The organism is Arthrobacter sp. efr-133-R2A-63, from assembly GCF_030209795.1.
In the GTDB taxonomy this organism is placed as follows: domain Bacteria; phylum Actinomycetota; class Actinomycetes; order Actinomycetales; family Micrococcaceae; genus Arthrobacter; species Arthrobacter bambusae_A.
In genome coordinates this window covers 17,613-30,996 of the sequence record NZ_JARVRG010000009.1, presented here as the reverse complement: position 1 = coordinate 30,996, position 13,384 = coordinate 17,613, and the positions used below count along the sequence as shown (strand labels likewise).

The window sequence follows — 13,384 nt, the reverse complement described above, 5'->3', positions numbered from 1 at the left end:
CGCATGCCGGCACCCTGGGGGGCGCGGCGGGGACACAGGCACGATGAGCGGCCATTCGATGTACAGCACGAGCAAGCGGCATGGTTCTCCCTCACCTCATCCAGCGGGTAGTGGGTCAAACCTTATGCCAGGATTCGCCGAAGGGCCATGGGCACGTCGAAAGAGATGGTTCGCAATCAGTTATGGTGTGGCGCTGTGGTGCTTCCTTGCTAGAACCGGGTAGTGCCGCGCAGCCGGCGGGGACGGCCGTCCGGGTCCACGACGAAGCGGCTGAGCGGATCCGCCCACAGACGTTGGAGGGACGGCACGGGTTCCGGGGTGTGGTGCCGCACGTTTCCGGTGGGGCGGGGCGAGCGGCGCCCGGATTCATGCCAGTGGTCCAGAATGTCGGCGGCGGCGTTCCATAGCTTGAGCCCGGCCGCCGGGTCGTGGAGCACGGGATCGTCCTGGTCCAAGCCCAGGTGTTCGGCCCAGAGCTGGCGCCGGAGCCCGCTGGCCAACGGGCGGGAAGCGTCGCGGCCGTTATCGGATCGAGGCAGTTCCCCCTCGTCGGTAGTCGTGTCGACTACGGCACAGGTGAGCTCGCTGTCAGTGGTCCAGGAACGGCGGTTGAAATTGTCTGAACCGCAGGTGAACCAGATGTCGTCGATGATGCAGATCTTGGCGTGGACGTAGATCGGCGTTCCGGAACTGTTCTCCAGGTCGAACACGCCGACCCTGTCTGGTGCCGTCCGACGCAACATCCTGAGGGCGCGAATTTGCCCGATCCGGCTCGCCGGCCCCATCAGCGAACCGTCGGAGTCGGGGTAGCGGGGCACGACGGCGATCACCCTCAGCTCGGGGTTCCGTTCGAGGGCCGCTGCGATTCCGGCCGCCACCTCTGCGGACCACAAATACTGGTCCTCGATGTAGATCAGCGAGCGGGCGCGGGCGAAGGCTTTCGCGTAGCCGCGGGCAATGCTGCGTTCCCCTTCGGGCGCGAACGGGAACGGCGGACGTTTCACCCCGTAGGTGCGCAGGAGCTGGACGGAATGGGGGCCGGCCGCCGGTGGCGGCGGTGCAGCCGCAGGGAGCGGCTCGGGGTGCCGGGGCATGCGGGCCAGGCACTGCAGCAGCATCCGGTACGGGGTGCGCCGGTCCAATGGATGGGGGTCGTTCCACCGTTCAGCGAACACTGCCAGCACATCCGCCACCACGGGTCCACGCAGTTCGAGCGCGGCATCATGCCACGGGGGACGTTTCCCGTACCACGGATCCATGGTCACCGCCTGCGGGTCCCCCGTATGGCCGGCGTCGTCCCGGCGGCTGTGCGAAAGGTCGAGACCGCCAATAAACGCGACGTCCCGCGACGGATCGTCACGACGCCGGATGACGAACATCTTCTGGTGGTGGGAGCCGAACAGGCGCACACGCTGATCCAACAGCACCTCTCCGCCGGCGTCGTTGATCTTGCGACTCAGGAGTTCGTTGGATCGCCCGCTCATCGGGGCCGATACCCGTTCTCCGTGGGATCTCCAGACAAGGCCCCGCACTTCCACCCCGGAGCGGGCCAGCCCGGCCAGCAAGTCACCGATCGTCGGCCCGTCTTCCAGAAGCCGCTCGTCCGCGTCGCCGCGCCAGTCGGTGAACCACACGCGGTCTCCCGCCCGCAAGGCAGTCAGCTCTTCATGCAATCGGGCAAAGTAGCTCGATCCGTGAATCAAGGGCCGCACGAGGTTGCCGTCGGACCACGATGGAGAACCCGCACCGCCTGAGTGCACCTCCGTGGCCAGATTCCCCCGCTCAGCGCGGCTCAGGAACCAGCTACCAGCGTCGTTGTCCACTCAGTGCTCCTTCCGGGGGCCCGGAGGCCAATCCTCGAATGTCCCGTCTGCAAACAGCATAGAAGGTAACCTTACTGATCAAGTCCATGCGCATTGGAAGGCGGAAGACGATGGGTGTTCACCCCGAAGGCACGTCGGACAACGAGTCAGCCGGAGGCACGGGCGAACTCACTGACGACCGGTTCGTCGGTGACGCCGACCTTGCCCGGTGGAAGACCCCTGCCGGCAGGTGGCTTGCCTCCCGCGCGCAACGCGTCAGCGCCCGGCTCGGCCCCTATGGCGTGCTGATCCTGATCCTGGCTGCCGGAGCCGTGGTCGCATCACTGCTGGCCTTCACGACAGGCCTTGTATATGAGGCGGTAACAGAAGCAGATGGCGTCGCCGCCCTGGACCACCCGGTCCTTGAAGCAGCGATGACCCTGCGCAGCCCCGCACTGGACGCGGCAGCCACTGCATACACCGATCTGGGTGGAGAAATCGGGATGCCGATCCTTGCGGTGATCGCGACGGCCGTTCTGGTTCTGCGGCGCCGTTCCTGGACCCCCGCGATCCTCATCGTGACAGCCGCGGCCGGTTCCCTGCTCATGACAGTCGCCGGCAAGCAGCTCATCGGCCGGGCCCGGCCGCCGCTCAGTGACGCTGTGCCGCCCTACGAGTATTCGCCGTCGTTTCCCAGCGGGCATTCGCTCAACTCGTTCGTGATCGCCGGAATTGTCGCCTATCTGATCATCCTGCGCTGCCGCTCCCGCCGGGCCCGCGCCTGGACGGTGACCGGGGCTGCCCTCTTCGCCCTGACCATTGGGCTGAGCCGCGTGTTCCTGGGTCATCACTGGCTCACGGATGTCCTGGCGGCGTGGACCCTTGGCGCCGCCTGGCTGGTCCTGGTCATCACCGCGCATCGCCTTTACCTCACCGCCCGAAAGACTGAGAAGCAGGGCCATTCCCTGGGCGGGACCGCAGGCGGTTGAAAGCCGGACCCGCTGCGGCCGGGCGACAGGAACACATCATGGGTGCTGTTGGTCCTTCATGGCAGGGTCCGCCTCGTCGAGGGCGGTGATCATCCGTTCCAGGCGGGCCACGCCGGCAAAGCCGCCGGCGTTGTCCGTGACCAGCAGCGGACTGAACCGGGTGTCCTGGGTCCGGGTCATGGAACGCGCCAGCGCCTCGCTGAGCGGTGTGTCGAGATTGACCTTCATTCCCGGAGTGGCGCCGGATCGCAGAAGCTCGCGCTCAACCCGGGCCAGGCCAAGACTGTTGTGATGCAGACTCAGGGCGGCTGGTACGACCTCAAGCTCACCGCTGCGGCGGATCCGAAGCTCCTTCGGATCCTGGCAGGACGGCTCGACGACGGCCGGGCGCTCACGTCCGACCCCCGGCTTTAGCCCCCGGCGCCCCGATAGTGCTCGGCCAGCCGTGCCAGTCCCTCATCAAGGGAGACCGCGGGCGTCCAGTCGAGGAGTTCCCGGGTCTCGCGCTGGTCGAACCAGTGGGCGGTGGAGAGCTGCTCGGCGAGGAATCTGGTCATCGGCGGCTCTTCTTGGCGCCCTGTCCAGGTCCAGAGCCTTTCCACCACGGCTCCCGCCGCCCGCGCCACAGCACCCGGCACGGTCCACGACGGCACGGCGACGCCCCCTGCTGCGCATATGCCTGCGAGCAGTTCGCCGACCGGGCGCGGCTCGCCGTTGCTCACGACGACGGATCGGCCATGGACATGTTCCATGCGGTGCAGCGCGGCGACGATGGCCGAGGCGGCGTTGTCCACGTAGGTGGTGTCGATGAGGGCCGCACCGGCGTCGAGCAGCGGGAGGCGGTTGCGGCTGGCCCGGGCCAGGACCCGTTCCACGAGCTGGGTGTCGCCGGGGCCCCAAACGATATGGGGGCGCACCGCGGCGACCCGGAAGTCCGGAGCGTCCGCTGCTAGCGCCAGCAACTCAGCTTCGGCCTTGGTGCGGGAGTAGTTGCCGTGCGCATGCTGCGGATCGGCTGGCTCCGCCCCCAGCCCGACGATCGAGGTGCCGGAGTTGGCCACCGACGGGGAGGAGACGAAGACTACGTCCCGTACCCCGGCCGCGCGGGCGGAATGGAGCACCTTGCGGGTCCCCTCGACATTCACCTCGTCGAACTCCGCTGCACGGCCCGTGAAGGATACTTTCGCGGCCAGGTGGATGATTCCCTCCGAGCCTTCGACTGCTCTCCGGAGTGCCGCAGCGTCCGTCAGGGAACCGCGGAAGTCCGTCGCGCCGTCGACTCCTGAGGGACGGCGCTGAAACGTGGCCACGACGTGGCCTTGGCGGACCAGTAGCCGGGCAACTTCCCGTCCGAGCAGCCCGCTCGCGCCGGTGACGAGGACCCTCACGGCTCTCCAGGCCGGCCGCCGGCCAACACCCGTGAAGCCCAGCGGGACAGCCGGGTCCTGTCGATCTTGGCGTTGTGTCGGATATCGGTGGGCTGCGCGGGGACCGCGAGCACAGCGGAGACCATGACGCCAGCCTCAAGGGCTGCCTCGCGGACACGTGCGGCGAGCGCCGGCGCAGCAAGGCCGGCTTTGCGGGAGGGAGGGACAGTCTCGACGACGGCGACGACGGCCTGGGTCCCCGCCGGTCCGACGCCGGTGATGGCGGCCAGCCGGACGCAGTTGAGGCTTTCGATCGCCCGTTCGGCACCCACGGGCGTCACCACCGCCCCGGGCGCCGTCACGACATGGGCGAGACGTCCTTCCACCCAGAGCCGTCCGGCGTCGTCGAAGTGGCCCACGTCGCCGGTGCGGTGCCATCCGGGCGGGCTGATGCTCCCCCGCTGGGTCAACCACAGCCTGTCGTAGGCTTCCTTGACGTGTGCGGCGCTGACGAGGATTTCCCCGGTCACGCCAGCTTCCGTCACTGCATGGGATCCAGGTGCGGTCCCATCCGCAGCCAGTGGGACGACGGCCACTCTGGCGCCATGCACGGGCTTCCCGACGCACACGCCGTTGCCTGCTCCCGCAACCGTACCGGCGGCGGCTTCGGCGTCGGCGGCCTGGATTTGTTCGAGGCTGATATCGGTGACAGGCAGCGCCTCGGTCATCCCGTACGGGGTATGCAGCGAAGCCCGGGGCAGCAGCTGCTGCACCTGCGCCAAGAGCCGTTCCGGGACGGGCGCGCCGGCAGAGAGAAGCAACCCGACACCTTCCAGGGCTGGATGCCCTGCCCCGCTCACGTCATCCCGGGTGGCAAGGACGTTGCGCAGCGCAGCCGGAGAAGCGAAGACGACGGTAGCGTCGATGGCCGCTGCTGCGTCCGCCAGCGCGCGGGCCGTCAAGGTGCGGGGCGCAGTAACGTCCATGTCTGGCGTCACCGAAACAGCTCCGAGCGCGGGCCCCAGCAGGGCGAACGGGGCGAAACCCGCCACGAGCCGGGCACCGGGACCGATCCCGAAAGTTTCGGCCAGCGTATCGCGCATCGCGGCCAGCTGCCTGTGCGTATAGAGCACGCCTTTCGCCGGACCGGTGGAGCCTGAGGTGAAGAGCACGGCGGCCGGCGCATCCGGGTCCACAATGTGCACGGGCAACCCTGAACCATGCTTGGCACCGAGCCCGGCCAGGGCGGTGAGAGAGGTTTCGACACCCAGGATCCGGCGGCGGGCAGCCGGTAGGTCCCGGACGCTGATCCGCCGTCCCGGCCAGCCGAGCACCGAGGCGGCTGCCAGCGCTTTGTCGATTCCGATGAGGAAATCGGCGGTGGCGCCCTTCAGCGCCCGGCTCAGGCCTCTGGTTCCCAATCCGGCGTCGGCCACGACCACTACCGCGCCGATCCGCAAGCACGCGTAGAGGGCTACGGTCAGGTCCACTCCGGGCGGAACCATCAGGCTCACCCTGCTGCCGTTCCCTACCCCGGCTTCCCGCAACCCCGACGCAAGGTCAAGGATGTTCCGGTCCAGCTGCTGCCAGCTGAGGGAACGGCCGACGCTGCCGTCCGGAGCCATTTCCGCAACGGCGATATCTTCATTCGCCGGTCCCGTCGCGAGCTCGCCGAGCGATTCCCAAAGCGCCCGGAAACCCGCCTGCGAGCGCTCGGCCGCACCGTTCCGCCCGTGACCGCCGCTCGTTGGCTCTTCGACTGTGTCAGGCTGGCTTGCACTCACACCCCCGTGCTCGGCAAGCCACTGGAAGACAGGTGTGGCAATGTCCCGGTCTTCCGCCACGAGGTGTCCCGCGCCTTCGAAGCGGTGCACGTCGGCGTGCGGAAGCCGCGTGATGAGGTCTTTGAGGTACCGGTCGGAAAAGATGGGATCCCGGGGGCCCCAGAGCATCAGGGCCGGGACCTTCAGCCCGCGCAACCCTTCCGCGACGCATGTGAGCGCAGGGAAGCTCGGATGGGAAGCATCCGCGGGAATATCCGCCACAAAGTTCCCTACCCCGGCCCGGCGGGAGGCTCCGCGGTAGGGGGCCATGTAGGCGTCTCGAATGTCGGCGGGCAGCGGCGGGTTCGCCAGCGAGTGTGTCACCCGCAGAAAGGCGTCCGACGTCGTCGTGCCCCACCGGTGAACGAGCGGGTGCAAGGCAAGCCGGAGGGCTGGCGGGATTGCCGAATCGGAGGGGTGATGCACGGCGGTGTTGGTCAGCACCACGCCCTTGACCTGCCGCGGGTGCGCCAGTGCCCAGCCCAGGCTGATGACGCCGCCCCAGTCGTGACCCACCGTCACCACCGGGCCGTCCAGGTCCAGTGCGTCCGTGAGGTCGCCCAGGTCGTTGATCCGGTCCGCCAGGCGCCGGAAGGTGCCGCTGCGCTCGGAGTAGCCCATGTCCAGTTGGTCTACCGCCACAACCCGCCACGGATGGGCCGCGTCCGATCCGGCGGCCAGCAGGGTCCGCCACAGATAAGACCATGTGGGGTTGCCGTGCACGCACAGCAGGGTGCCGGCGGGAGCCAGGCCGCGGCGGGAGAGCTGGGCGCCGTTGTCCAACACGTGCCAGCGGCGCACGGTGCCTGGCGCATCGACGGCGGAAGTGGACGGGACGCCGATTGTCCGGGACCACTCCGGATCGACCCCGGGCCAGAGGGTGGCTACCAAACGATTTCCACCATTCCCGCGTTCAGCCCTGAACCAACACCCATGCACAACACACGGTCTCCGGAGCTCAGCGACTGCGCCTCGGCTGCCAGGGTCATCGGGAGCGAGGCCGGGCCAACGTTGCCCCAGTGCGGGAACGTGATCGGAACCTTGTCCGCGTCCAGATCAATGGCATTGATGATCGCTTGGGTGTAGGCATTGCTGACTTGATGCGTGACGTAGCGGTCCATGGCGGCCCAGTCCCACTCCGGCTGGGCTTCCTGCCAGGCGTCGACGACCAGCTGGAGGCCGCCATCGAGCAGCCCTTTCGTGTCGGTGGTCATTCCGTCGATGCCTCCCACGCACAATTCGTGGTGTTCCGTGCCGGCACGCATCACGCCGCCAATAAGCCGATGCGCCCCGGGGTGCTCGTCCGCGGGGCCCAAGACTGCTGCGGCAGCTCCGGAACCGAGCGTGAGGGTGGCGAACTCCCGGCCGAAGTCTTCACGGGTGGTCTCAGGCCGCTGCAATCGGGCCAGTGTGGCTTCCTGGGTCACCTGGGCGTCCTCGCCGTTGACGATGACCGCGTACTTGATCTGTCCGGAGTCGATCATGTTGGCCGCCAGGATCAAGGCGTTCACGAATCCAAGGCAGGCGTTGGCCAGGTCGAAGTTCATGGCCGACGACGGCAGGCCGAGTTCGTGGTGGATCTTCACCGCCACGGATGGTTCGAGATTGCGCCGCGTGACCGAAGTATTGATCAGCAGGCCGATTTCGGACGCTTCGACGCCGGCCTCTGCCAAGGCCTTCGCGCCGGCTTCGACCGCTGCGTCATCGAATGATGTCCCGGCGGCCCACCAGCGGCGGTGCGTGATGCCGGCCACGCGCTCAAGCAGCCGCGGCGGGAACTTCAACCGCTGCAGCGTTGAAGCCAACCTGCGGTCGAAATCCGTGGAACTCACGATCCTCGGAGCCTCGATACAGCTCACCGAGAGGAGCGCGGTGTTACTGTGCCTGAAGGTTGCATTCCCTGCCAAGTCAAGCCCCTGTTCGTATCCGTGCTGCATCCATGCGGTGACTGTACCCATAAGTGCAAGCCCAAGAGCTTAACTATGCCCGTCCAACCGCGGATCCCGCGCATTTTGTGTGGAATTACGCAGCTTCCTTGGTTTCGGCGTCGTGAATATTTCGATCCCGGTGAGCCATTCGCACGAAGACGGTCCGGACTTGGCTGCGAAAGGTCAGGTCGTTTTTCCGGCTGACCACGATCACTGCGCAGAAGGCGGTCAACAGCACAACAGTACCGGCGACTGCCACCGCCCACCGCGGACCGAATTCAGTGCCGATCCACCCCATGAGTGGGGCGCCCAAGGCAGTCCCACCCTGCATGACAGCCATGTACAGCGCCAGCACGCGCCCCCGGAATTGTGGTTCCGCCGAGAGCTGGATACTCGTATTGCAACTGTTCAGGAAGGTCATGGATCCGATGCCGACCGGAATCAGCGACGCTGCGTAGAGCCAGAATGACGGAGAGATACTCCCGATGAGGGTGAAGATGCCCATGGTGATGGCCCCGAGCAGCAAAAAACGCATCCGCGGACCGGACCTCCTGGCCGCCATGAGCGCCCCGGCCAGCGTCCCCACCGCCATGATGGAACCCAGAAGGCCGAATTCCCCGGGCCCCATGCCGAACGCCGTCGTGGACATGAGCGCATTGGTAACGGGAAAATTCATGCCGAATGCCCCCAGGATCCCGACCATGACAAGAATGAGCACCAGGTCCGGGCGTCGGCTCACGTAGCCAAGGCCCTCCACCACCGGATGCTTCCCGTTGCCTGCCGGTGCCGAGGGGAACAGCGCGGAAGGCTGAATGCGCCACAATGACACGAGGACGGCGGCGAAACTGGCCGCGTTGAGCAGGAAGACGGGTCCCGTGCCGATCCAGGCGATCAGGACCCCGGCGATGGCCGGTCCAGTGAGCCGGGCGGTGTTGAAGGAAGCAGAGTTCAGTGCCACGGCATTTGCAACATGCTCTTGCCCCACGAGTTCGGAAACGAAGGCCTGGCGAGCCGGCCCGTCAATGGCGCTGGCCACTCCAAGGCAAAGCGCGGCCACATACAGTTGCCACAACTGCGCCGAGCCGGTCAGGACCAGAAGCCCGACAAGCAATCCACAAAGGCCCATGGCCGACTGTGTCCACCGCAAGATCCTCAGTTTGCGGTATCGGTCTGCAATCACGCCCCCGTAGGGACCAAGCAACAGCATGGGCAGGAACTGCAGCCCCGTGGTAATACCCACGGCTGTGCCGGAATGATTGGTCAGGACCGTCAGCACGAGCCAATCCTGCGCGACCCGCTGCATCCACGTGCCGATGTTGGACACCATGGCTCCCGAGGCCCATAACCGGTAGTTGCGGTTTTCCAATGCCCGGAACATCGCGCTCATCGTGCGCTCAACTCCTGCAGGATGTGCGCCGCGCGGCTGAGCGTCAGGCGCTCTTCCTCACTGAGTCCGGCAACCCGATGAGCCAGCCACGCCGTCCGCTGGCTCCGGGCCTCGTCCAGGACTTCCTCACCGGCCGGAGTGATTCCCACCTGGACCTGGCGGCCGTCCACCGGATCCGCTGACCGCGACGCAAATCCCTTTTCGGTCAGCGAATTCACGATCCGGGTCATCGACGGCGCCTGAACATGTTCCCGCTCGGCCAGTTGCCGAAGGGTCTGGGAGCCGCTCCGAAGGTGCGCCAAGACGGTGTACTGGCCCGGCGTGAGGACATCGCCGCTCGCCTCGATCCGCAGCCGCCGGGACGTGCGCATCACGGCAGTCCGCAGATCGATCGCAAGCACGTCCGGTTGGATGTCATCCGTCGGGTGCGGGGAATCTTTGTTGGTGTCAGTCATGGTGCCTCCAGGGGTGGCCGCCAGCCACGGTTAGCGACGCTAATTAGCAATGCTAACTATATTCTAGCCCCTTTCGCCACACGGGGCTTCTCCCTAGGCGCCCGGGTAGTCTCCAGCTGCGATATCCGCGAGCAAGCTGGGGTGCGTCGGTTCCCACCCGAAGGTCTCGCGTGTCCAGACGCTTGACGCGGGCTGGTCGACGCTGAAGATGGCCCCGAGCGGCCCGAAGGTCTCGGCCGGCACTTGCCGGAGCGGAAGGCCGAGCTGCTCGCCGATCGCGGACGCCAGCGAGAGCATCGTGTCGCCCTCGTCCGCAACAGCGTTCACTGTCGTTCCGGGCTCACCCCTCTCCAGCATGATGCGGAACAATGCCGCGGCGTCGCGACGGTGCACGGCCGGCCAGCGCTGGCTGCCGTCGCCGACATAGGCGGACACGCCGGAACGCTGCGCCGCGGCAATCAGGATGCCGGCGAAGCCATACGCGACGTAACGCTCGTGCACCGACCGGGGCAGGCGCACGGTCGACGTGCGCACCCCCTGGGAGGCGAGATCGAGGATCCGTTGCGCGTTGATCCCACGGCCCCCGACCGGCCCCGCCGTGATCAGCGGATCCTGCTCGGTTGAAGAGCGGCCTTCCACCGCCGTCGTACCGGAGACGATCACGAAAGGCTTGTCGGTTCCAATGAGAGCGGCACCGATGGTGTCCATCGCCAGGCCTTCCTCGGCGATGCTCCGCTCGAGATCGGAGAAGTCATTGCTGAAGGCCAAATGGATCACGCCATCAGCGTCGGTGGCGGCGGCCGTGAGCACCTCAAGATCGCCGAGGCTCCCGCGCAGCGGCGTGCCGCCCGCGTCGACGACCTTCTGCTCGGATGACTCCGAGCGGGCAAGCCCGACGACTTCGTGACCGTGGGCGACGAGCTCCTGGACGACCGCCGATCCGATTCCCCCGGACGCTCCGGTGACGAAAACACGCATGGGCAAACTCCTTCCTGATGCGACTTGTATCCCATCACTTTAGCATCGTTATGCGACTAAAGTCTCATCACTTACAATGGGAGAATGCCACGCTGGAAACCGGATGCTCGCGAGCGCTTTGTCGTCGCAGCTCTGCACTTGTTTACCGAACAGGGTTACGACGAGACGACGGTGGCCGAGATCGCCGATCGGGCGGGTCTGACCAAGAGCACGTTCTTCCGTCATTTCAGCGACAAGCGCGAGGTGCTGGCCGCCGGCCAGGAGACCCTGTCGCGACTCCTCGCCGGGGGCATTGCCGCCGCTCCGGCCGGGGCGAGCCCGCTATCCGCGGTTGATGCCGGCCTCGCGCACGCCGCCAGCACGATGACCTCGTTCAACCGCGAACTCGGCCCCCGCCTCGAGGCAGTGATCGCAACCAGTTCCGAACTGCAGGAACGCGCCGCGCTCAAGAGAGTCGGCATGGCCGCGGCGATGGCTGATGCGCTCCGCGACCGAGGTATCGAGGAGACGATCGCCATAATGGCGGCGGAGCTCGGCGTGCTGGCCTTCAAAGCCGGATTCGAAGCGTGGACCGCCGAGGGTAACAAGCAGAGCCTCGGCCAGCTCACCTCGGCCGCCCTGCACCGGCTTCGCTCCGCCGTCACGCAGCTCAGCTAAATGCTTGGCCAGATGGAAAGGGCGATCGGCACGAGGGTTGTCTTCGGCGCGTGCGACGTAGCCAACGAGAGACCAGGAGCGTCTTGGAAGACCACGTCGAAATCCGCAGTCCCTCAACGATCCACCAGCCAAGGGCCGGAGGGGTGATTTCCCTCTTCCCGGGCTACGCGACTACCTGAGGCCATAGCCGCCCAAAAATCAGCCGGTCCAGACCGGATGCTTCGATTGTTCACGGAACCTTGGAGAAACCGACAAATAACCCGGGCCGGGATACTTCGCGAACTCGGCGAAGCCGTACACTTTCGGCCATGGGGAGTGAGTCAAAGTCCACCGCATGGTCATGGCCGGTCATCGGACGGGCCGGGGCTGGCCTCTGCGCGGTGGCCAATCTGTCCATTCTTGGTGTGATCATCGCCGACGCGGAGACCAGCAGCACTGCGGCAGTCCTCGCCGCCATGGCGCCCCCGAAAGGGCCGCTCGGGCTGCTGGCTTTCGGGGTACATGCCTCGATCATCCTCGGCGCTGTTGTCGCGGTGAACTCCCTCCCGGGCCCCGGTTACGGGAAGAGTATCTTCAGGCGCAACAATCTCTCCGGGCTGAGAAAAGCGGCCCCCGCACTACCGCTTTTGGCCGTTTCGTCCCTGCTCTACTGGTGTGGCTACATGGGCGTCACATGCTTCGCCTGGAGACGCAACGAGCCCGCGTCGGAGATTGCGGGCGTCAGCGCAGATGGCGCTGTTCTTGGAGCTGCCGCTTTCGCCCTTTGGCTGATCTTCGTCGCTCTCGGAATGAGGTCACAGCACGCTCCGGGAAACGCGTCGCCGGAACAAACGTAGCCTCACCCGCCGTCGCGCATCTTTCAGCGCCGCCGCTGGCCAATTTGGCCGCTATACCTGCAGCTCAAAGCCGCAATCGGAGCCCCCTGTCGGATTCGAACCGACGACCCCCGCTTATCGCGGCGGGGCATCCCGGGTGTTCCCGGTCGCGCCCTGAACTGGCCTCTGACCTGCGATCCTGCATGTATTGATGTTGAAATGATACCCGGGCATTCCCTGCAGTTCCCGTTCAAAGCGTGTCGTAAACGTGTCGTACTGGCGAAGGAGAGCATATCGGCCGCAAGGTCATCATCCTGTTTGCCAAAGGGCAGGAAGAGTCCCCGGTGTACGGCACCTCCTCCCCTCGGACCGTGACCGCATACAAGGAGGCAACACTTCCTCAAGTGACAGGCGCCGTGCACGCTTCGACCAATACAACTTGCGGCAGGCGCGCACATCCGGACGCCCGGCGTTAGGTTCATACGATGCCTACGCCGAGCGGCGCCCTTTCTTCGACGGCCGCACAACTGTCTCGTTGATCAAGCGCCAGGTGACCATATCCATAGCCCGCAATGGAGTGATGGCCGGTCCTGGGGCCATCGCCGCGATAGCCTCCCAATGCCGCAGGCCATCGCACAGATCCGCCTTTACTTCGACCAACCATGAAGCGACCCATGCCCTGTCGGGACGCTTGCCAGGCGGCGGCGGAGCCACCCGCGGCACGTGGCCTCGATAGCTGTAAGCGCGCAAGACGTACTTGTCGAACAGCGGCAGCAGGCCGGGCCTCTTACGGTGCAGCACCTTCGACATCTTCGTCAAGAGGACTTGGGGTTGGGGGTCCTCCATCTGTGTCGTATAAAGGTTCGTTATCGCGGCTAGAGTTCCAGCGGGTGCTTCGTCGAGGGTGCCTTTTATGTCTTTATGGATGAGCCTGGAATTCATGACTTCTAGGAGGTTCAGAAACCCGTAATAGGTCTGCAGAGGCTGCTGTCCGGCATTCAGAAGCCCGGGAGCTAAGAGGTCCTGATGGCCGACGTTTCGAGAGTCCGGCGTACCCGGGTAGCCGTCATAGGCAGGGTAGGACCAGCCCGGTTCGGTCAAGTAGCCTCGAGCAAGTTCATACGCGTGGTCGACCGAGGTGTGCAACGCTCCGACGGTGAGTAGGTCAGTCATGAGCTGAGCA

At 66.0% G+C, this 13,384-nt stretch carries 13 protein-coding genes and 1 tRNA gene; 4 read left to right on the top strand and 10 right to left on the bottom strand.

Going from position 1 to position 13,384, the window contains the following annotated elements:
* Positions 1-209: 209 nt before the first annotated feature.
* Positions 210-1,823 (bottom strand): phospholipase D family protein, encoded by a 1,614-nt coding sequence (locus QRN45_RS04295; protein ID WP_241708032.1) that lies wholly within the window; start codon positions 1,821-1,823, stop codon positions 210-212.
* Positions 1,824-1,933: 110 nt separating this feature from the next.
* On the opposite strand from QRN45_RS04295, the gene QRN45_RS04290 reads away from it, so the two are divergent.
* Positions 1,934-2,791, top strand: coding sequence for a phosphatase PAP2 family protein (locus tag QRN45_RS04290; RefSeq protein WP_284762510.1), 858 nt, complete (start codon positions 1,934-1,936; stop codon positions 2,789-2,791).
* 36 nt (positions 2,792-2,827) lie between these two features.
* On the opposite strand, the gene QRN45_RS04285 is transcribed toward QRN45_RS04290, so the two are convergent.
* On the bottom strand, positions 2,828-3,019 hold the full coding sequence (locus QRN45_RS04285) for a hypothetical protein (protein WP_241708030.1): 192 nt from the start codon (positions 3,017-3,019) through the stop codon (positions 2,828-2,830).
* Between the two features lie 63 nt (positions 3,020-3,082).
* On the opposite strand from QRN45_RS04285, the gene QRN45_RS04280 reads away from it, so the two are divergent.
* Positions 3,083-3,205, top strand: coding sequence for a hypothetical protein (locus QRN45_RS04280; RefSeq protein ID WP_264637437.1), 123 nt, complete (start codon positions 3,083-3,085; stop codon positions 3,203-3,205).
* Here the strand turns inward: QRN45_RS04280 and QRN45_RS04275 are convergent.
* From QRN45_RS04275 to QRN45_RS04250, 6 genes are all read right to left on the bottom strand, one after another.
* On the bottom strand, positions 3,202-4,179 hold the full coding sequence (locus QRN45_RS04275; protein WP_241708029.1) for an NAD-dependent epimerase/dehydratase family protein: 978 nt from the start codon (positions 4,177-4,179) through the stop codon (positions 3,202-3,204). The genes QRN45_RS04280 and QRN45_RS04275 overlap by 4 nt on opposite strands.
* Entirely contained in the window at positions 4,176-6,872 is a 2,697-nt protein-coding gene (locus QRN45_RS04270; RefSeq protein ID WP_241708028.1) for an alpha/beta fold hydrolase, read from the bottom strand. The genes QRN45_RS04275 and QRN45_RS04270 overlap by 4 nt, the downstream gene beginning before the upstream one ends.
* On the bottom strand, positions 6,866-7,918 hold the full coding sequence (locus QRN45_RS04265) for a 3-oxoacyl-ACP synthase III (protein WP_241708135.1): 1,053 nt from the start codon (positions 7,916-7,918) through the stop codon (positions 6,866-6,868). Before QRN45_RS04265 ends, QRN45_RS04270 begins: the two co-directional genes overlap by 7 nt.
* An 85-nt stretch (positions 7,919-8,003) precedes the next feature.
* Complete coding sequence (locus tag QRN45_RS04260; protein ID WP_241708027.1) at positions 8,004-9,296, bottom strand: MFS transporter; 1,293 nt, start codon at positions 9,294-9,296, stop codon at positions 8,004-8,006.
* Positions 9,293-9,751 (bottom strand): MarR family winged helix-turn-helix transcriptional regulator, encoded by a 459-nt coding sequence (locus QRN45_RS04255; RefSeq protein ID WP_241708026.1) that lies wholly within the window; start codon positions 9,749-9,751, stop codon positions 9,293-9,295. Before QRN45_RS04255 ends, QRN45_RS04260 begins: the two co-directional genes overlap by 4 nt.
* Before the next feature lie 93 nt (positions 9,752-9,844).
* Positions 9,845-10,729, bottom strand: a complete 885-nt coding sequence (locus tag QRN45_RS04250) for an SDR family oxidoreductase (RefSeq protein WP_241708025.1) — start codon at positions 10,727-10,729, stop codon at positions 9,845-9,847.
* An 84-nt stretch (positions 10,730-10,813) separates the two neighbouring features.
* Between QRN45_RS04250 and QRN45_RS04245 the strand changes: the two genes are divergently transcribed.
* Both QRN45_RS04245 and QRN45_RS04240 read left to right on the top strand, forming a co-directional pair.
* Complete coding sequence (locus QRN45_RS04245; RefSeq protein WP_241708024.1) at positions 10,814-11,386, top strand: TetR/AcrR family transcriptional regulator; 573 nt, start codon at positions 10,814-10,816, stop codon at positions 11,384-11,386.
* Positions 11,387-11,694: 308 nt separating this feature from the next.
* Entirely contained in the window at positions 11,695-12,222 is a 528-nt protein-coding gene (locus QRN45_RS04240; RefSeq protein WP_241708023.1) for a hypothetical protein, read from the top strand.
* 80 nt (positions 12,223-12,302) lie between these two features.
* Here QRN45_RS04240 and QRN45_RS04235 read toward each other — a convergent pair.
* A tRNA-OTHER gene (locus QRN45_RS04235) sits at positions 12,303-12,385 on the bottom strand.
* A 305-nt stretch (positions 12,386-12,690) separates the two neighbouring features.
* On the bottom strand, positions 12,691-13,374 hold the full coding sequence (locus tag QRN45_RS04230; RefSeq protein WP_284762509.1) for a DUF6308 family protein: 684 nt from the start codon (positions 13,372-13,374) through the stop codon (positions 12,691-12,693).
* Between the last annotated feature and the right edge of the window lie 10 nt (positions 13,375-13,384).

Excerpts from the sequence above, each read along its gene's own strand:
- QRN45_RS04230 (WP_284762509.1), bottom strand. The coding sequence starts at position 13,374 with ATGACTGACCTACTCACCGTCGGAGCGTTGCACACCTCGGTCGACCAC.
- QRN45_RS04260 (WP_241708027.1), bottom strand. The coding sequence starts at position 9,296 with ATGAGCGCGATGTTCCGGGCATTGGAAAACCGCAACTACCGGTTATGG.
- QRN45_RS04290 (WP_284762510.1), top strand. The coding sequence starts at position 1,934 with ATGGGTGTTCACCCCGAAGGCACGTCGGACAACGAGTCAGCCGGAGGC.
- QRN45_RS04250 (WP_241708025.1), bottom strand. The coding sequence starts at position 10,729 with ATGCGTGTTTTCGTCACCGGAGCGTCCGGGGGAATCGGATCGGCGGTC.
- QRN45_RS04285 (WP_241708030.1), bottom strand. The coding sequence starts at position 3,019 with ATGAAGGTCAATCTCGACACACCGCTCAGCGAGGCGCTGGCGCGTTCC.
- QRN45_RS04245 (WP_241708024.1), top strand. The coding sequence starts at position 10,814 with ATGCCACGCTGGAAACCGGATGCTCGCGAGCGCTTTGTCGTCGCAGCT.
- QRN45_RS04265 (WP_241708135.1), bottom strand. The coding sequence starts at position 7,918 with ATGCAGCACGGATACGAACAGGGGCTTGACTTGGCAGGGAATGCAACC.
- QRN45_RS04240 (WP_241708023.1), top strand. The coding sequence starts at position 11,695 with ATGGGGAGTGAGTCAAAGTCCACCGCATGGTCATGGCCGGTCATCGGA.
- QRN45_RS04280 (WP_264637437.1), top strand. The coding sequence starts at position 3,083 with ATGCAGACTCAGGGCGGCTGGTACGACCTCAAGCTCACCGCTGCGGCG.
- QRN45_RS04255 (WP_241708026.1), bottom strand. The coding sequence starts at position 9,751 with ATGACTGACACCAACAAAGATTCCCCGCACCCGACGGATGACATCCAA.